This is a genomic window from Acinetobacter sp. ANC_7503 (assembly GCF_056780035.1).
In genome coordinates this window covers 79210-98975 of sequence record NZ_JBWYJA010000008.1, presented here as the reverse complement: position 1 = coordinate 98975, position 19766 = coordinate 79210, and the positions used below count along the sequence as shown (strand labels likewise).

Sequence of the window (19766 nt, the reverse complement as noted above, 5' to 3'; positions counted from 1 at the left end):
TCATAAAATATGCATGTTAAGCCTCTATAAATGGAGGCTTTTTCACTAATTTAGCCTCTGCAGTCATCATTCAGTCCTCTAAAGCTGTGTATCTCTTGTGCGTAATCACACACACTGTTCACTATCATTATAAAAAATATTCGTGAACAAGAATGAAAGCAGTTGTATGTCATCAAAATGAATTAACACTTGAAGATGTCAGCCATCTAACACCATCACAAGGACAAACTTTATTAGAAGTTGTGCGATGTGGTATTTGTGGCAGTGATTTACATATGCAACATAGTTGTGACCACATGCATGAACTTACGGCTAAAGTGGGTCTAAAAGGTGTTGCAAAGTCAACAGACCGTTTTGTCATGGGGCATGAATTTTGCGGTCGTATTCTAGATTATGGTCCTAAAACTAGAAAAAAATTTAAAACAGATACCTTAGTTTGTGCGATGCCACTATTGAAAGTTGATCAGTGGGGTTATCAAGCGACTGGTCTTTCCCCTCAAGCTTCTGGTGGTTATGCCGAACAAATCTTGGTGCAATCTCAACTCATGTTTGCGGTGCCAAATGGATTACATCCCGATCTTGCGGCAATGACCGAGCCAATGGCGGTAGCTTTACATGCAGTACGTCGGAGCAGAATAAAGAAATCAGAACCCGCAATTGTTATTGGTTGTGGTCCAGTAGGCTTAGGTGTCATTTTAATGCTCAAAGCGATTGGTGTGAAAAAAATTATTGCCAGTGACTTTTCACCAAATCGCCGTAGGCTGGCTCAACTCTGTGGCGCAGATGTCGTCATTGATCCTAAACAATCATCGCCTTTTGAGAGTTGGAAAGAATACGGTTTATTGGGTGATGCTTCTGAAGCGATTAACTATGGAATCGGTATTTTTGAAAAGATTCAGTCTATGCATATTCCATGGTGGCATGCGTGGCGTGTGGCTGACAAATTAGGTGCTTTACCCAAACGTCCTGTGATTTTTGAATGTGTCGGGATGCCAGGCATCCTTCAACAGATTATTAACGGTGCGCCGTTATTTTCTAAAATTATCGGTGTGGGTGTATGTATGCAATCCGACAGTATCGAACCCGCTTTGGCTTTAAACAAAGAAATCGAAATCCAGTTTGTGATTGGTTATACGCCACTTGAGTTCAAAGATGCGCTCCATATGATCGCTGAAGGTCAAATTGATTGTTCTCCTCTGATAACGGGCGTTGTAGGTCTTGCAGGAGTTAAAGATGCTTTTCAGGCCTTATGTGATCCTGAACAACACGCTAAAATTTTGGTCGACCCCAAAAAGATCGGATCTGATATCAGTTCACTTTAAATATTCTTTAGGTTCTATACGACATAAGTGCTCAGCGATTTTTTTACTATGGAGCTCAAACTTGATCAGAGTCCCTTATTCATCCTGCATGATACTCAATCGAACTTTAAATTTTTAATTTCATCTATGAATAGATCTTAAACAAGGAAGTTTTATGTCAAATTTAAATCACATGCCTTTCAATGTTGAAGCAAGTTGTTCTTGTGGCGCAAATACTTTTCGCTTTTCTCATGCCCCTATCGCACATTTTATTTGTCACTGCCAAGTTTGCCAAGAATATACAGGTAAGGCATTTTCCGATGTTTTAGTATTCTTGAAACAAGATGTTTGTGATTTAAATATTGAACAGACTAATTTTAAACGTTTGAAATCACCACCCAATATCCGTCGTGGGATATGCAAACAATGTCATTCCCCTTCTATTGAATTTGGAATATTAGATCAGTTGGTATTTATTCCTAAATGGAACTTAAAAGACTTCTCGCAAGTTCCCCCTGAAAATATGCATATTTTTTACCATCGTCGTGTGCAAGATGTAGCTGATAATTTGCCAAAATATAATGGTTTTATCCAGAGTCAAACTCAAGCAGCTAAGTTTATTTTAAAAGGGTTAACTAATAGAATCCTAAAATAAAATCACTAATAAAATATGACTTCACTTGAACACTGTTTAAACCAATGATTGAAAAATTTAAATTAGATCTCTTTCATAAATCAAAAAAAGATCTATCCTTTACTGATTATTTGTACCGAATAATTTTAAATATTCATACATAATTTACGAATGAAATACATCGACTCAAAGAAGCTTTCTGAAACACATTTTAAGCGATATACAGGCATCTCATGGTCAACCTTTGATTTAATGGCTGAACAGCTAAAAATGCTTGTACCTGCTAAAGGTAGACCATCTAAGTTAAGTGTAGAAGATCAAATCCTTCTGTGCTTAAGTTATTGGCGTGAATATCGAACATTGTTTCATGTCGCAACAAGTTATGGTATGTCAGAGCCTACTGCTTCAAGAATCGTCCTCCACGTAGAGGATTGCCTGATCAAGTCCAATCTATTTAATTTACCCAAGAGTTTGCCTGAAGGCTAAGGTATCGACTGGAATGTAGTGATCGTAGATGCTACAAAAATTCCAATACAAAGACCTAAAAAAACAGAAGAAAAGCTATAGTGGTAAGAAGAAAGCTCATACTTTCAAAGTACAAGCCCTTATCCATTATAGAACACAGCAAGTTCTGAGTTTATGCACGAGTTGTGGTGCTGTACATGATTTCGAGCTTTTCAAACGCAACATGAATCAAATTCCTAAAGGGTCTTTTATCCTTGCAGATAAAGGCTATCAAGGGATTTATACGGTGTATCCAAATAGTATATTTCCATTAAAAGCAAAAAAGTACTGTAAACTAGATCCCGAGCTAAAAGTTTACAATCAAGAAATCAATAAAAGAAGAATTGGGATTGAGCATGTATTTGGGACTTTGAAAACCTTCAAAATCCTTGCTGAGCGATATCGCAACCGTGGCAAAAGATTGGGATTAAGATTCAGTTTAATCGCAGGGATTTATAATTTAGAACTGAGTAAAAATGATTTATGAAAGAACCATAATATTTATAGCAAGCAAAAAAATATAATAACCAAGAGGCTTTGTTTCAAACAATAATTCATAACCGCCTGATTCAAATCAATTAAAATAAAAAATTATATCTCCTATAATAAAGATTTATTCATATAAAAAGATTTATATAAAAAAAGCCAAAGCTTCTGATAATATTTAAATTAATATTGAAAATATCCAACCGCCTATAACATTGATATAAGAAAAAAAATACCATCTAATTTTAAGTAGATTTAATTTAAATAAAAAACTAAATATCCAAAAAAATGTATTTAAAGCAAAACATATACAAAAATAAGTGAGAATTAATGTTAGTTCCCCAAAAAATGAATTCTGATAGTGATCAAACAACAATTCAATACTGAGTACAAATGGAAGCGAGCCAATTACAATATTCCAGTTCAATATCTTTTCTCTTTTCTCTTTTAATTGCCAACCAAAGAGAGTCAATGTAGCCTGAAAAATAAAAAAATAAGCCAAAATGAGTAAAAAGTCTCCTGGGTTTTTAAAACCACTCATCATTTTGAAAACCCACATTTGGCTTCATAGCCCATATCCACACATCCTTCATCTATTAGATAAAGCAGTGTATTAAACTTCCTCAAAGTCTGGCTAAATATACCGTCCAGTTTAATACATGACGCCACATCACTTTGACCAATAAGTATTAAACATCTCTTTGATACCATCATCATCTTCCATATATTCCTCAGGTGATATTTTTAAAGCTACACCACTCAAATAAATTATTGCTTTCCATAGAAGCTTCTCTTCAGTAGGAGGATCAAAAAACAATTCATTATGGTCAAGCGCATTCATCCTTATTCTTGCCCACTCTTCAGCTTCCTCTCGACTGATTTTATGGGTCAATAAGCCGCTGAATACTTGTTGTACATCTGATAAAAATATTTTCATAACACCATTTCCCAGTATATTACCCATTCTTATCAAATAAATAATGTGTTTTAGTTCCATTATTAAATTCTGGGCGTATCTGTCTAATATTACCTGAATTATCAAGTGTTTCATGCCCCTCCTCAATGAACCATTTTTTAAATTATGGTAAGATGCCGAGCTTTTCACGATTTACAAAATCTAGGTTTTATCATGTCCAATATCCAATCCTTACAGCCTCGAATTTCCGTCGCACCCATGATGGATGTTACGATTTAACTATTTATTCCCATATAATTCAAAAACTTAAATAGCACTCAAATAATCATGGTTGCAAAATAGTTGCACAAAAGATAATAAATTCTTCATATTTTTATAGTTTTTAGGGGTAAAAATGTATAATTTTTTAAATGCTCTAGAATTATGTACGAAGAGCAATAATTGGTATGGTGCTCTCTTCATATCTTTAACCTTACCTGATATCTGTGCAAAGATTGAATATCCTTTAGAAAAAAAATCATCTTCTAAAAGATATATTGATTGGTATGATAAGTACTTAAAAAAATACTATGAGGTAAGTAGAAATGCTATTCCATTACCTGCTCATCTAGAACGTCTAACTGCTTTAGTACCTCCACATATAGGTGGAGGTAGAAAAAAAGAGTGTTTTTTGTCTGGTGCTGATTTTTATGCCTTACGATGCGCTTACTTACATGAGGGTTCTGATGAAATTACAACGCAAAGAAAAAGAGAAGCATTAGAAAAATTTCAATTCGTACAACCAGGCAATAATAACGTTTTTCATAATAATCTTAAAAATGGAATCATATTACAAATTCAAGTTAGTGAGCTTGCACGTGAAGTCACAGAAGCAGTATTAAACTGGCTTGAAGATATCAAACACGATAATGAAAAAATCAATAAAATAAGCAACCTTGCTGAAATAGATTTTTCAAATAATATGATGTTCTAATCTCTTTAGGATAAAAGTCATTTTAACTTTGCTCAAAACATCATTAAATTTGACAACCTATAAAGTTTCTTATCTAATCCCTCTCTTCAAAGGATCTGAGGGATTTTTTATTATTTGCTCTTCATAAAGCTCAAATAATTTTCCTTTTACCCCTCATATCAATTGGTTTCTAGTTTCACTGCGCTTGTATGAATCTTTTACTACTAAATTTTTCTACTTTTAATTGGTAGCAAAATAGTTGCAAATAATACAGAATCATACAAAAAAGTGCTGATTTACAGGTCTATCCCGGCATCTTCATAGGTATTTAAATGACTGATTTAAAACAAAACACAGGTATATCAAGGCTTCCAAGAGTATCAGTGGCACCTATGATGGATTGGACGACTCGTGATTACCGCTTTTTTGCACGCCTATTCAATCCAAATATCATCATGTACACCGAGATGGTAACCACAGGCGCAATTTTATTTGGCGATGCAGCCCGTCATTTAGATTACAGCAAAGAAGAACACCCTATTGTGTTACAGCTTGGTGGATCAAATCCTAAAGACCTCGCAACCTGTTCTAAAATGGCTCAAGATTGGGGCTATGATGAAATCAATTTAAATGTTGGTTGCCCTAGTGATCGTGTTCAAAACAATAAAATTGGTGCTTGCCTCATGGCTGAGCCTGAGCTGGTTGCTGAATGTATTGCTGAAATGCAAAATGCAGTTGATATTCCCGTCACGGTAAAACACCGAATCGGCATCGATGATATGCAATCGTATGAGGAGATGCTGCATTTTGTCGATACCGTTGCAAAAACGGGATGTCAAAATTTTATCGTGCATGCACGCATTGCTTTACTACAAGGTTTGTCACCAAAAGAGAATCGAGACATTCCGCCTTTACGTTATGAAGATGTCTATCGTTTAAAGCAAGATCGCCCAGAACTATTGATCGAAATCAATGGTGGGATCAAAACATTTGCTGAAACTCAACAACACTTACAACATGTGGATGGTGTCATGATTGGTCGTGAGGCTTATCACAATCCTTATCTACTGGCTGAACTAGGACAATTATGGAATTTGTCAGCACCTGATCGTTTTGAGATCATGCAGGAAATGATGCCATATATTGCAATACGTTTAGCTGATGGTGCGCCACTTTCAGTGATTACACGTCATATTTTAGGCTTATTTCAAAACCTTCCTGGTGCACGAAAATGGCGACAAGCCCTGAGCGGGGGTAACGCGAAAACATTAAAAGATATTGAAAATGCCTTAATCGGTATGCAACAAGCCATTCAAAGACATGCTGAACAAGAAAGCTTAAAAATCAATGCTGAATAAACCAATATAATCCGTAAAAAAGGTCTCTTGATAGAGACCTTTTTTGATAATCACTTTTAGGCTTGTTTTGCTTGAATCGAATCTAATCGTTTTAACACTTCAGCCACAGCTACCATTGCAAAACTTGATGTCACCACCACGGCTGAACCATAACCACCACATCTTAACCCAGCACTCGCACAAACATCAGCATTCGAAAAAGGATTATCCACCGAATAAATACAGGTGATACCGAACTTCTCTTTCGGCTTTTTACAGATACCTTTTGAGCGTAACTGACTTCTTAATTTTGCCAGCATCGGGTCGTATTCTGTTTTTGACAAATCTGCGACCCGAATTTTGAGTGGATCTAACTTACCACCAGCACCACCAGATACAATCAAGGGGACTTTATTGAAACGACAATGTAGCATCAATGCGAGTTTTGCTTTGACATCATCAATGCAATCCAAAACAACATCTGGATTTGAACTCAAAATCTCCGTTACATTTTCAGGCGTTAGATAATCATCAATTAAATTGATTTTTATACGTGGATTAATTTGGCGACAACGCTCTGCCATCACTTCAATTTTTTCATGACCTAATGTTGATGTCATCGCAGGTAACTGACGATTAATATTTGACGCTGCAACAGAATCCATATCAACTAGTGTTAACTCGCCCAAACCTGTTCTAGCCAAAGCTTCGACAGCCCAAGAGCCAACACCGCCAATACCAATCACCATGACATGACTGTTTTCATAATGCTGAAAATTTTCTTCACCATAAATTTTGGCTACACCCGTAAAACGGCGTTCATATTCATCATCATGAACTAAGTCAGTCATATTGCTCTAACACTATTTGGAAAAGGCGTATTTTAGCAAAACTTCGGAGGAATAGAGAGTTTTGAACTCACGACAATTTCAGTTCATTTTTTAGGTTGAGTGCAGACACACTATTCTCCCAAACACGTTGCGCAATGTCTTCGACTCTTGTATTTAAACTATGTGCCAAACCTTCTAAAACATAAATTAAATTCTGTGGGGTATTACGGGTACGGTGTTCAGTTGAAGCTTGACAACATAATGGCGTCATATCAGGACAGTCTGTTTCAATGACCAGATGTTCAATACCAACATACTGAACTATTTGGTGTAATTTTTTAGCATTGGGATTGGTAATCTGTCCCGTGACCCCTAACTTAAATCCAAGTTGAATAAATGCCTTCGCTTCTTCTATCCCTCCACTGAATGCGTGGGCGATACCACCGTGAACAAATTGCTTTGCTTTTAACAGCCTTAATGCTTCAGCATGAGATTTACGAATATGTAACAGCACAGGAAGCTTAAATTGTTGAGCCAAATCGAGTTGTTGCGCAAAAAAATCCTGTTGCTTAGCGAAAACTTCCGACTGCTTATGTTGCTTGAGAAAAGTATCTAAACCAATTTCACCAACGGCGATGCATTGTTGTACTTCAAGAATTTTTTTTAAATCGTCTAGATGATGAGGCTGATGTTGTTCGATATAAAAAGGATGTAGACCAGGAGCGAGATAACTCCTCGGTGCCTGATCTAAACCATTTAACCAATGGTGTGTTTCAATCAATGTATGAAAGCGTTGGTGTTGAAACCCGATCAGTACAAGGGCATCCACTCCCTTCTGTTTAGCCTGATACGCAAGTTGCTCACGATCGAAGTCAAAATCTTCTACATCAAAGTGCGTATGCGTATCAAACAAACGTGGCATGGTCATGTTATTTTGCTTCACCTGCAGCTTGAGGTACAGCAACTTGAACCGAAGGATGAACAGCCTCCAGCATTTCAGGTTTAATCACACCCTGTAGCTTTTCATAAGGAATCGTAAGTCTTGGCAAACCCACCACATAAGGACCAATTTCATATTCACCGTATTGAAGAATTAAACCCTTCTTACCCAAATAATAATTATCAGTGAGTTTAAATTTCCAAGCCTCTTCATACTCTTCAACGTTATCTGCTAACTGCGAATCTATGACCCATTTTTTAAATTCATCATGGGCCAATTGATTTAATTTATTCTTTTGGTCTTTCACCAAAATTTGATCCAGTGACACTTGTTTCTGCTGTTTCAAATCAAAATTAAAGTAAGTTTGTGAAGAAGAACCATGTGCACCTCCTAAATAGTTACTCGTATTCAATACGACGGTTGCAAGTGGTCCTTGTGAATTTAAAATTTTAGGACTAATACTCAAACTAATTTGATGTCCAACCCCCAAGTGCTTTAACTCTTTATCTAAACCCACAAAGTTATCAATATAGGGCTGAATCTGCTCTGCAAGTAACTGCGCTGCAGTTTTATATTCAACAACTTCACTTGCGGCTTGAGTATCTTTGTCTTTAGACAGCGTCTGCTCAGGTTCGAACAACTCTAGCGTTTCTTGTAAATTTTTGATAATCGCTTGATCAATTAAGCCATCTAACACAAATTGATTCGTTCTCAATCGATCAATTGAAATTTCTGGACAATTGTTACCATCACATTCTACCAACCGAACAGGCACTTTTTCAGTTTCACCCTGAAGCACGAGTATCTGAACTTCCGATGCTGCTTGAGTTTGAGTGTCAGGTGACTCTTTAGGCCCGTCCCCTTTTGGCTGACATGCGCTCAGCGTAATTGCGGCAGTAAGTACAGATACAGTCCAAACTATTTTATTTTTTAACATCTCACAACCTTGAGGAGAAACGGTCATTTATCATTGATTTAAGCCTAACCCGATGAAATTGATAGCTCAAGCTTCGTTTGTATGGGTTTAACTGCAATTGTATATGCTACATTACAATATTTGTAATATTTCAAAACATCTTTTGAAAGATCTGCGGTACAACCACCTGCTTGGTTTGAGCATGATTCAAATAGATATCCAATTGCTCACCACCTTTGACAATTTCGTTCGCACGAATATGAACACCAATCCCTTCACCATCAAAGAACCATTCCTGATTTTGCCAGCTGAGATTCACTGGAGCGATACTTCTCACTTCACCACTCTGGGCCTTTAACCATTTTTGATAGGACACTTGAAGTATTCTTTCAAAATCATTTATTTGGTTCTTTTGAATCACATCCTGCAACTGTAAAACTTTTTTCTGCTTTCGATCCAATACCATAAAGTAACCACGATCTTTAACGATCACTTCAGCTTGTTTTGTGTTAACAATGAATTGGATCAACACATATTGATTTCGTTGGGTGGCGACTTGCGTCAATATATCCAACTCATAAGGCTGATTCAGTGAAAACTCCTTCATCCATGATTCAGATCGACTTATATAGGTTTCGATGGATTGATCCAAACTCAATTTTTCTTTTTCATTGATTTGATCTTGAATCACAAAAGCCAAATGGTTGTTAAGTTGTTGATTGACCCACTGATCTGCTGTTTTTAGACTTAAAATTTCAATTTTTTCGCAGACCGATTTTGTGCAATTTTCGCTCTTTATTTCAAATTGAAACGCGTCATCATTTAAGTATGGTAACACATCAGCGTTTTTAACTTGGGCAGACTGCCCTGACTTTTGTGTCGTAGACTCTGGTTGTTTTTCACAAGATGCCACCCCAATGACTAAGGTAGCAAGAAGAATACGCAATCGTTTTTTTTGTAAATTTAGAGTAATCACAAGAATCAACCAAAATTAAAGCATTGGTTATTCTGATACAAAAACAGCTTCACGAGGAAGCTGTTTTACATTTTCAAGCAAAATTAATGTTCACGTGTATTACGGAAAACAATATCAGGATAACGCTCTTGCATTAATTGTAAATTGACACGGCTAGGTGCTAAGTACGTTAAATGCCCACCACCATCAACTGAAAGTTGGTCATGTGCTTTTTTCTTAAATTCATTAAATTTTTTCTCATCTGGACATGAAACCCAACGAACAGTGTTAATGCTCACAGGCTCGTAAATACAATCTACTTTGTATTCTTCTTTTAAACGATAAGCAACAACTTCGAATTGAAGAACACCCACAGCACCGACAATAAGATCATTACTGTTTTGTGGCATAAATACTTGAGTTGCACCTTCTTCTGAAAGCTCTTTTAAACCTTTTTGAAGTTGCTTTGATTTCAAAGGATCTTTTAAACGAACACGGCGGAACATTTCAGGAGCGAAGTGAGGAATACCTGTGAATTGCAAGTTTTCACCCGAAGTGAAAGTATCGCCAATTTGAATCGTACCATGGTTATGTAAACCAATAATGTCACCTGGCCATGCCTCTTCTAAATGCTGACGATCACCTGCCAAGAACGTTAATGCATCTGAAATACGCACATCTTTCCCAATACGGACATGCTTCATTTTCAAGCCTTTTTCATATTTGCCTGAACAGATACGCATGAAAGCAATACGATCGCGGTGTTTAGGGTCCATATTGGCTTGAATTTTAAAGACAAAACCAGAGAAACCCTCTTCAGTCGCTTCAACTTTACGGTCTTGGGTAGGATGTGCTTTTGGTGGTGGTGCATATTCACTAAATGCATTCAAGACATGGTCTACACCAAAGTTACCCAACGCTGTACCAAACAATACTGGAGTTTGACGCCCTGCTAAGAATTCTTCACGATCAAGCGGTTCATTTGCCATTTGAACTAATTCTAGTGACTCTTCAAATGCAGCCCAAGCTAATTCACCGACTTTTTCACGAAGGTCAGCATGGTCATAACCGTCACGAATTTCGATATCTGTAATGGTTGAACCAAAACCTGCTTTATAGACATAGAATTTTTCTTCGATCAGATTAAAAACACCCGCGAAGTCACGGCCTGTACCTAAAGGCCAAGTTAAAGGTACGCATTTAATCTTAAGTACGTTTTCAATTTCATCGAGTAGTTCAAGTGGCTCGCGAATTTCACGGTCCATTTTGTTAACGAAAGAAATAATCGGTGTGTCACGCATACGACACACATCCATCAATTTAATCGTACGATCTTCGACACCTTTCGCACCATCAATCACCATCAATGCTGAGTCTACGGCTGTAAGGGTACGATATGTATCTTCAGAGAAATCTTCATGCCCCGGTGTATCGAGCAGGTTGATCATTTTGTCTTTATAAGGGAACTGCATCACAGAGGTCGTGATCGAGATACCACGCTCTTTTTCCATTTCCATCCAATCTGATGTCGCAGCACGGTCAGATTTACGGCTTTTTACCATACCTGCAACTTGGATCGCTTGCCCCCACAACAATAACTTTTCCGTCATTGTGGTTTTACCCGCATCGGGGTGGGAAATAATGGCAAATGTACGTCGCTGAGCAACTTGCTCCGCTAACTCTTGCTTAAAGCTCATGAATAACACCTACTGCAGACATGCAGTTTAGAAGATCAAAAAAGATCAAAATAAAAATTGGCGATATTGTAGCAGATCAATACCGAATGTGAATGTGATGAATCAGAAACTGACCAGAAGTTAATAGTTCTTAAATGTGCTTTCTAAACGATCCACAGGTAATGGCATACCCAATAAATAGCCTTGTAATTGCTGACAACCTAAACGTTTTAAGATATCGGCTTGTTTTTGAGTTTCGACGCCTTCAGCTGTCACCACCAAACCTAAACGTTTAGCCAAGACAATAATACTTTCTAAGATAATTTCATCTTTTGTATTGGGTGAAAGATTTCGAATAAATTCACGGTCAATTTTAAGTTCATCTACCGGGAGATTCTTTAAATATAAGAAGCTTGAATGACCTGTTCCAAAATCATCAATCGCAAGTCCAATCCCCAGGTTTCGCAGGCTCTCAAAAGTACGAATACTGACATCGATATGATGCATTGCTGTCGATTCAGTAATCTCAATAATTAAATGGGCTGGATCGATCTGGTATTGCGTGATTAAACATCTTAATGTATCTACCAGCGCTTTATGTTCAAATTGAACAGCTGATAAATTTACAGCGATCGGGCAGAAAGGCAATTTCTTTTTTTGCCAAGCTTGAATCTGTATACACGCTTGTTCAAGGGCCCAGTAGCCCATTTTAATAATAAGACCTGTTTGCTCCGCACCCTCAATAAACATATTTGGTGCTAGAAGTCCTAGACTTGGATGCTTCCAACGAATTAAAGCTTCAACGCCACAAATTTTAAAATCTGCTGTGAATTTCGGCTGATAAAATAAAATGAATTGTTGTTCTTCAACAGCACGATACAAATCATTAATAAGTTTTGATTGGCTACGTGCGATTTCTTGTTGATCTAATGAATAGTTAAACACACTGTAAGTATTGCGACCTTGCTCTTTGGACATCAGCATTGCAGCATCAGCATTCACCAACAAATCATGTAAATCAGCACCATGATCTGGATAATAGACCACACCTAAACTTGCTGAGATATTGATTTCCTTCCCAGAAATCACAAAGCCTTCTTGGATTTTACTCAATACTAGATTGGCAATTTGATCAATTTGGTCTGTAGAAAAGTCTTCAACAACCAATAAAAACTCATCACCACCAATACGAATTAATTTTTGGTTTTTTTCGAGTAATGCATGAAGTCGATGCGCTAAATTCACTAAAAGCTGATCACCAATATGATGTCCAAAAGCATCATTCACTGCCTTGAAACGATCCAAATCAATATAAATGAATGCAACTTTATGATCTTTAGATTGGTGAAGTGAAAATAATGAAGTGGTGTAATCAAGCAAAAAAAGTCGATTTGGAAGTTTGGTCAAATTATCTTGAAGAGCAAGACTTTCCAATTCCTTATTCATTTTGATTAGTTGTTGATTTCGTTCTTCAAGTCGTAATTCTAAAATAGCGACAAAAAAACTGACCACTAAAACCAAGCAGGTGACAAATATAATGACAAAAAGTAATAAACCTTGACCTTCATGGAGTTGATTCAATGCTGCATATTTGGCATCCACGGGTTGGAAAGTCGCAGCCGCCATACCAATATAATGCATTCCCACAATACTAAAAGCGATCATGAATGCCACGGCAAGCTTGAAAGCCAATTTATTGTGATAGGTACGCTTATATTTAAACATCAGCCAGAATGACAATCCTGAACCACATACAGCAATCAGTACAGAAAAAATCACCAAAATGGTGTCATAACGAATAATGTAGTTGGGAACGATCAATCCCGCCATTCCAGTATAGTGCATACCTGAAATACCGAAACCCATCAGAAGTGCACCCAAAACCAATCTAGCCAAAGGAAGTGTAGATCTAGTCGTGAGCCATATGGCAAAAATTGAAGCGAGAGCTGCGATCACATAAGAGAATAGCGTTAAACCTATATCGAAACTATGATCTTCGGGTAAATGACAAGCCAGCATTCCAACAAAATGCATGACCCAAATCGCAAGACCAAATATCATGCCACTTACACCGAGCAGCACTTTTTGACCAACTGGGTTTTTGTGGGTACTAATGAGTTGTTCAAATGAAATAGCAATAAAGCAGACGATCACTGCCGCCACAGCAGAACCCGCCACCATTGCATAATCGTAACTCATATGAATCATATAGAGACTTATCCGTACCTGAACCTGTTTTTATTTTATTTAAACCCCAAAAGTACAGCAAATAAATGTAAGAAGGTTCAACTTTTTAATGAGCATTTGTCGCCTACAACAATATCACCATCTCATTGAACGTCAAGTTGTTTTTCGGCGATATCCATAAAAAATGGCGTATCGAAATACGCCATTTTTTAAGTAAAACTTAACAATAAATATTTTTATTTTTGCAAGGCAATGTAATCGAGCAAGATATGAGCTGATTCAGTGACAAATGCCTCTTCTTCAGGTAAAGGTGGGCGTTGATTAGTTTTCATCTTAGCACGCGATTCAGCCAAAGCTTCCATCGATGCCTGATAACTTTCCCAATTTGGATAAGCAGTTTTACCCATTGCTATACGGCGTTTATTTTCTTCTGCCAACGTTTCTTTTTCCAAAGCGATGAGTTCAGCTTTACGTTGATCGATATCCAACACGATTTGTTTATTCTCTTTAGCTTTCTGCGAAATCGCTTTACGCGCTTCTAAATACTTAAATTGAATATCATTCATAACACGCTGTTTTGAATGAGCAGCTAATTTTGGTACAAAGGCTTGCACTTCTCCCTCACGTTTGAAAGGAGCTGTAGGGATGGTATCCCACTCTAAAGCATTCTTAGCTTTACGCTCCCCAAACTCTTCATCGTAGATATCAACCAATTGAATATCAGGCACAACCCCTTTATTTTGTGTGCTTCCACCAGTAACACGGTAAAACTTTCGTTGCGTCAATGTCGCTTGACCATACGCTAAGCTGTCCAATTGAACTTGAGCTGTACCCTTACCTGTCGTAGTACTTCCAATCACAATCCCACGACCATAATCCTGCACAGCAGCTGAATAGATTTCACTTGCTGATGCAGAAGCCAGATTCACCATGACAGCCAATGGACCTGCGTAGGTTTGAGCGCCTCCATCACGATCTTCGAAGACACTGACGTTACCATTCCCATCCCGAATTTGAACCACTGGACCAGATTTAATCACTTGCCCAATCATTTTTGCCACTTCTTCGAGTGAACCGCCAGGGTTATTACGAAGATCGACGATAATGCCATCGACATTTTGCGCAGCTAAACTTTTCAATGCATTATTGGTATCTTCAGATACTGAACGATAGCTTTCACCAGCACGACGGGCACGGTAGTTGTAATAGAACGATGGAATTTCGACTACCCCAACTTTATGTTTCTTGCCATCTCGTACAATTTCTATTGTTCTTGAACGTACACCTGCATCCTCTTCTTGAATCACATCACGTACGATAGTTACGGTACGTGCCTGACTCATAGATGCTCCAGGTCCGAGCAATTTAATGGTGACTTTAGTCCCACGCTTACCTCGGATCAATCCAACGATTTCAGAACTGGTCCATCCAATGACGTCGACCATTTTGTCACCGTCTTGCGCGACACCAATAATACGATCACCAGACTTGACCTGCCCCGTCTTAAACGCAGGGCCACCATCTACGATCGTCTCGATACGCGTATAGTCTTCATTCCCGCGTTCTGGACGGATCGACACACCAATCCCCTCAAGCTGCAATGTGGTCTGACGATTTAACTCAATCGCATCGATTGGCGGGAAATAATTACTGTGCGGGTCATAAGTCGCTAACATAGCATTGAGCGTTTTTTCTAAAACGTCATCGCTTTTTGTACGCTTCATACGTTCTAATTGACGCATATAGCGCTTGGTCAAAGTCTGAACTGGCGTTAAATCTTCAGCTGAAGTGAGATCCTGTCCTGCTGCTAAAGAAGGATCATCTTTCAGCGCTTTTTGCTTAGCCAAATCTTCTTCTTTAGCAATCGTTAAATTGATTAACTGAGACACCAACATTTTGCGCCATTGATTTTCTTGCTCAGCTTTATTTTTGAAAAATGGAGCCTTTTCACGATCAGACTCGATAAACACATTAGGTTGATTTAGGTTTTGCGGTTTTTTTAACTCCGCCAACATAAACTCATAGAATGACTTTAAACGATCACGATATTGAGCGTGAATGGCATAAGGTCCTTCAAGGTTACCCGCTTTGAGCGCCGCTCCAAAAGTTGGTCCGTATTTTTTCTTATAGTTTGCCACTTCATCTGCCAAGAAAAGGCTATGGTCAGGATCAAGACTATCAATATACATATCAAAAATACGTTGTGAGGTCGTAGCATCTAAACGCATATTTAAATAGTGCTGACGATCCACCAAAGTTGCTAATTGTCTTGAAACTAAAGCTTGTTCTTGTGTGGGCTTTATATTCTGAACCTGTTGAACCGCTGGTTCATTCGCTGCGATCGCAACATTAATTGTATGACCAAAAAATAAACCACCAGTGGCAATGGCTACCGCGCAAGCGATTGTTTGAAGTTTCATAACGAATTTGTCTTTCCTTGGATAAACCAAATTTACACTATTGTTTTCAGATAGAAATATTAATATTCAAAACCTTAAACAACTTTTTTATTTCTGCCGTATAGTTTTATCATAATCTGTACGGAGAAAATGTAGCAAATCATTGCAAAATTCGGGTATTGTTTTCTCTTTTAAAATTAGAATCACGGATTCCACTATGATTGGCGCATTGATGCTTGATATTGAGGGCACAACACTTAATCAAGAAGATATTCAACTCCTTCAATCTCCACAAGTCGGTGGAGTCATTTTGTTTGGAAGAAATATTGAATCACCTCAACAAGTTCGCGCCTTAACGGATCATATGCGCCAAGTTCGCCCCGATATTTTAATTGCAGTCGATCAAGAAGGTGGACGCGTACAACGTTTAAAACAAGGCTTCACTCTCCTTCCTGCTATGGGACGTTTCGGTGAGCTCTATCTAAGACAGCCAGAACGCGCAATTGAATTGGCTGAGCAATGCGGTTGGCTCATGGCTACCGAAGTTCTTGCAGTCGGGATCGATTTCAGCTTTGCACCTGTATTAGACCTTAACGACATTAGCGATGTTATTGGTGATCGTGCTTTTGCTAAAAATATCTCAGATATCATCCCTTTAGCCCAAGCCTTTATGCAAGGTATGAAACGCGCAGGTATGGCAACCACAGGGAAACACTTCCCTGGCCATGGCTCGGTTAAAGCAGATTCACATATTGCTGCAGCTGTGGATACACGAAGTTATGCTGAAATTGAAGCTCAAGATATGCAAAGCTTTATTCAACTCCAACCTCAACTTGACGCACTCATGCCAGCACATGTGATTTATGAAAAAGTAGATCCAAATCCTGCTGGTTTTTCTCAGTATTGGGTTCAAAAAGTACTTCGTGAAACACTTGAGTTCGATGGTGTCTTGTTTTCTGATGACTTAAGTATGCAAGCAGCTTGTGTTGCAGGTGGTGCAGATGCTCGCATCAAAGCCGCGCTTGAAGCTGGCTGTGATATGGGCTTAGTCTGCAATAATCGGGAATCTGCATGTGTCGCGCTCAGTGCCATAGAGAATTATCCATTGCCGAACCAAGAACGCTTAGAGCGTATGCGCGGTAAGATTCAAGAGATTCGCATTGGTGAACAACTTGACTTAGGCAACGAATGGAAATCTGTCAAAAAGGTCATTGAAGATTTTAGACAATCATTTTAATAATAAAGGGAGCATCTAAATGCTCCCTTTATCTTGACCAATCCAATAATAATCATAGCTAAGGATGTGTATGTCTCAATCAAAACAATCAAAGCACCGTCATATTTCGTTTACTGCTCACTACACTGGCTATATTTGGTACCAAATGGGTATCTCTCACGAAGCATTTGCGACTTCGAAAGGTAAAGCGTTGGCGCAATTCGCTCACCCTTTTGAAAGTATGGCTGAGAAGTTTATCGGTGGAAGTATGCGTTCAACTCTGAAGACACGACATACATTATTAGACGACCATTTAAAATTATTAATCAAACAATATCCAAACCTGCAAATTTTAGAAATTGCAGCGGGACTTTCACCTCGTGGTTGGTGGTTTAGATCTCATTATCCCGAAATAGATTATCGCGAATTAGATTTACCAGACATGGCTGCCACAAAACAATCCGCTTTGAATAAAATCGATCCCGAAAGCCCTAAAGTTTTATCAGCAGACTTATTCACGGATGATTTCAAAACAGCTTTTGACGAATTCGACCCAACACGACCGCTAGTGATTATCAGTGAAGGATTAATCAATTATTTTAATCAAGATTTACTCAAACAATTGCTGAATTCAATTGTACGTTTTGGTCAACCATTCCAAACGCTTCATTATTTAACTGACCTTTATCCCGAACCTGTCCAACATAAACTGGCTAACTTAATTTGGTCGAGCAGCAAATTACTCAAATACGCTTCAAGAAGTGCATTTACCTTCCACTTTAAAGACCCTTTAGAGGTACAGCACTTTTTTAAACTGTCAGGTTTTACTGAAGTTGAAGTCATTCAACCTCAACTGTATTTTGAAAAAAAGAATCAAAATATGGATACAGATCAGCATCTTGGTGATCTAGTATGGATGATTCATGCAATAAAATAATGATTCATTCGTAGCAATATTACGAAGTATCTATTTTTTGATTCAAATGAATTCAATGACAGCCTAATCCACGCTGTCATTGTGTTTATGGGTATCTATAAATTGAAGTAAGCGATCAGCCACTTCAAAATAACCATGCTTGAATAATGCTCTTACTTCATTTCCAATAAAATCGAACATTAAGCATTCGACAGCAAAATGTCCTTGCTCATCCTCAAATTCAATTGCAAAACTTCGAGCATCTTCCTGTAAGACTTCAACTTGAGATGGGTAATCCAAAAAGAATGATACACCAAAGTAATTCAGGTCTTTAATTTCAACTTCAAAACGTTGTGCATTTGTTTGATGAATTAAAACAGAATGCGCATTTTTAAGGGCAAATCGAACTTCCCCCCTTCGATCCAAAGATTGCATTTGGTCTTTATCTAAATAAATGATTCCATCTAGATTGTGAATCGATTCGCCTTTTAAGAAACTGGTAAAAAGATTCATGGTTTCTTTACGACGTTGCAATTGAGGCACATGATCCGCATTTGCAATCATTGCAAACTCAACATCTGGACATTGCAAGGCAAAATTCGCATTCTCAAATGGCAAAGTAAAACTATCGAATTGACCACATGCTACCAATGTTTTACACATCGGAATTGGAACATGGGAAAGACGCAATAAACGATTACAGTTAATTTCATATCGCTCACGCTCAGCGATATCAAACTCAGACATCTGCTTATAAAAAAGTCGTTTAGCTGTTGGAGACATACGCGTTTGATCTAATTTTGCATGATTCACCAAATACAAAATGACAGCCTGACCAAACTCATCCATACGTTGCTCTTGCATCAATATTAATGACTCTTCAAGCAACATACGCCAGCTTTTCCGCGTCTTCTGCATGACGCCCATCAGAATTAATCGATCTACCAGTTCTGGACGATAATGAGCAAAACAGGAAGCAACCACAGAGCCTAATGACATCCCCATAACAGAGACTTTCTTAATCTCCACCAAATCCAACCATTGACCTAACATTTTTGAAAGCTCTGGTAGCTCTAGAGTACCAGCAGAAATTCCAGTATCACGATTGTGGATTTGTTGATTTGAACCTAAAGATGGTAAGTCGATTAAAATAACAGGTCCTTTCTCGAAGAGCTGTTCAACGCAATATTTATATGAATTAAAATTTTGAAATGCGCCTCCGACAATCAGCGTTGGCGTCTGATGCAGTGTTTCTGGCGATGCGATCGCCATATATTCAATTTTCCACCCATCAATCCATGTGGTTCGTGGCGGCTCTTTAAAACTATTTTTATGGTACAGATCAAAAAAATGAGTGCTGTCTTCAGCTGAATAATCTTCAAGCTCCATTTTTATCATGGAATTCATTCCCTTATCTCCATTTGGCTTTATTGTTTTGTTTTCACAGCCGTTAATTTGATCATACTCTCAATTCGTTATGATTATGCAACATAATTAACATTCATTTCATTTTATACAGATGCATGAAATCTGCGCAATGCAAGAATTCACCTTTTATCTTTTTTAACTGCCGTTAGGTTCTAAAAATAGTTACAAGTTTT

At 37.9% G+C, this 19766-nt stretch carries 17 protein-coding genes and 1 pseudogene; 8 read left to right on the top strand and 10 right to left on the bottom strand.

The window, feature by feature from the left end; genetic code table 11:
- Positions 1–152: 152 nt before the first annotated feature.
- The 4 genes from AC1M9M_RS10045 to AC1M9M_RS10030 all read left to right on the top strand — a co-directional run bounded on the left by AC1M9M_RS10045 (position 153) and on the right by AC1M9M_RS10030 (position 2926).
- Entirely contained in the window at positions 153–1322 is a 1170-nt protein-coding gene (locus AC1M9M_RS10045) for a zinc-binding dehydrogenase (RefSeq protein WP_481596255.1), read from the top strand.
- 154 nt (positions 1323–1476) lie between these two features.
- Positions 1477–1956: a GFA family protein gene (locus AC1M9M_RS10040; protein ID WP_481596254.1), complete on the top strand. Its 480-nt coding sequence runs from the start codon at positions 1477–1479 to the stop codon at positions 1954–1956.
- A 150-nt stretch (positions 1957–2106) separates the two neighbouring features.
- Complete coding sequence (locus AC1M9M_RS10035) at positions 2107–2421, top strand: helix-turn-helix domain-containing protein (RefSeq protein ID WP_092768287.1); 315 nt, start codon at positions 2107–2109, stop codon at positions 2419–2421.
- Between the two features lie 28 nt (positions 2422–2449).
- Positions 2450–2926, top strand: coding sequence for a transposase (locus AC1M9M_RS10030; protein ID WP_481596253.1), 477 nt, complete (start codon positions 2450–2452; stop codon positions 2924–2926).
- A 177-nt stretch (positions 2927–3103) separates the two neighbouring features.
- Here AC1M9M_RS10030 and AC1M9M_RS10025 read toward each other — a convergent pair whose 3' ends face one another.
- Both AC1M9M_RS10025 and AC1M9M_RS10020 read right to left on the bottom strand, forming a co-directional pair.
- A complete protein-coding gene (locus AC1M9M_RS10025) occupies positions 3104–3466 on the bottom strand; it encodes a hypothetical protein (RefSeq protein ID WP_481591549.1) in 363 nt (120 codons plus the stop codon).
- A 129-nt stretch (positions 3467–3595) separates the two neighbouring features.
- A complete protein-coding gene (locus AC1M9M_RS10020) occupies positions 3596–3862 on the bottom strand; it encodes a hypothetical protein (protein WP_481590401.1) in 267 nt (88 codons plus the stop codon).
- A gap of 373 nt (positions 3863–4235) precedes the next feature.
- Here AC1M9M_RS10020 and AC1M9M_RS10015 point away from each other — a divergent pair, with 373 nt between their 5' ends.
- Both AC1M9M_RS10015 and dusA read left to right on the top strand, forming a co-directional pair.
- Positions 4236–4814 (top strand): hypothetical protein, encoded by a 579-nt coding sequence (locus AC1M9M_RS10015; protein ID WP_481596252.1) that lies wholly within the window; start codon positions 4236–4238, stop codon positions 4812–4814.
- A gap of 311 nt (positions 4815–5125) precedes the next feature.
- Positions 5126–6151 carry a tRNA dihydrouridine(20/20a) synthase DusA gene (dusA, locus tag AC1M9M_RS10010; RefSeq protein ID WP_481596251.1) on the top strand — a complete coding sequence of 342 codons (1026 nt, stop codon included), beginning with the start codon at positions 5126–5128 and terminating at the stop codon, positions 6149–6151.
- A 56-nt stretch (positions 6152–6207) separates the two neighbouring features.
- Here the strand turns inward: dusA and AC1M9M_RS10005 are convergent, their stop codons facing one another.
- The 7 genes from AC1M9M_RS10005 to AC1M9M_RS09975 form a co-directional block, all read right to left on the bottom strand.
- Complete coding sequence (locus AC1M9M_RS10005) at positions 6208–6981, bottom strand: tRNA threonylcarbamoyladenosine dehydratase (RefSeq protein ID WP_481587568.1); 774 nt, start codon at positions 6979–6981, stop codon at positions 6208–6210.
- Positions 6982–7048: 67 nt separating this feature from the next.
- Positions 7049–7882 carry a TatD family hydrolase gene (locus AC1M9M_RS10000; RefSeq protein ID WP_481596279.1) on the bottom strand — a complete coding sequence of 278 codons (834 nt, stop codon included), beginning with the start codon at positions 7880–7882 and terminating at the stop codon, positions 7049–7051.
- A gap of 7 nt (positions 7883–7889) precedes the next feature.
- A complete protein-coding gene (locus AC1M9M_RS09995) occupies positions 7890–8837 on the bottom strand; it encodes an RsiV family protein (RefSeq protein WP_481596250.1) in 948 nt (315 codons plus the stop codon).
- Between the two features lie 130 nt (positions 8838–8967).
- A complete protein-coding gene (locus tag AC1M9M_RS09990) occupies positions 8968–9792 on the bottom strand; it encodes a hypothetical protein (RefSeq protein WP_481596249.1) in 825 nt (274 codons plus the stop codon).
- A gap of 83 nt (positions 9793–9875) precedes the next feature.
- Positions 9876–11468 carry a peptide chain release factor 3 gene (locus tag AC1M9M_RS09985; RefSeq protein ID WP_035265298.1) on the bottom strand — a complete coding sequence of 531 codons (1593 nt, stop codon included), beginning with the start codon at positions 11466–11468 and terminating at the stop codon, positions 9876–9878.
- A gap of 120 nt (positions 11469–11588) precedes the next feature.
- Entirely contained in the window at positions 11589–13655 is a 2067-nt protein-coding gene (locus AC1M9M_RS09980) for a putative bifunctional diguanylate cyclase/phosphodiesterase (protein ID WP_481596248.1), read from the bottom strand.
- Positions 13656–13870: 215 nt separating this feature from the next.
- A complete protein-coding gene (locus tag AC1M9M_RS09975) occupies positions 13871–16054 on the bottom strand; it encodes a carboxy terminal-processing peptidase (protein ID WP_481596247.1) in 2184 nt (727 codons plus the stop codon).
- Positions 16055–16250: 196 nt separating this feature from the next.
- On the opposite strand from AC1M9M_RS09975, the gene nagZ reads away from it, so the two are divergent.
- Together nagZ and AC1M9M_RS09965 are read left to right on the top strand one after the other, a co-directional pair.
- Positions 16251–17270, top strand: coding sequence for a beta-N-acetylhexosaminidase (nagZ, locus tag AC1M9M_RS09970; RefSeq protein ID WP_481594954.1), 1020 nt, complete (start codon positions 16251–16253; stop codon positions 17268–17270).
- 70 nt (positions 17271–17340) lie between these two features.
- Positions 17341–18186 carry a class I SAM-dependent methyltransferase gene (locus AC1M9M_RS09965; RefSeq protein WP_481587574.1) on the top strand — a complete coding sequence of 282 codons (846 nt, stop codon included), beginning with the start codon at positions 17341–17343 and terminating at the stop codon, positions 18184–18186.
- Between the two features lie 380 nt (positions 18187–18566).
- Here AC1M9M_RS09965 and AC1M9M_RS09960 read toward each other — a convergent pair.
- Positions 18567–19572: pseudogene (locus AC1M9M_RS09960) on the bottom strand (alpha/beta fold hydrolase); the annotation flags it as partial.
- Positions 19573–19766: the final 194 nt, after the last annotated feature.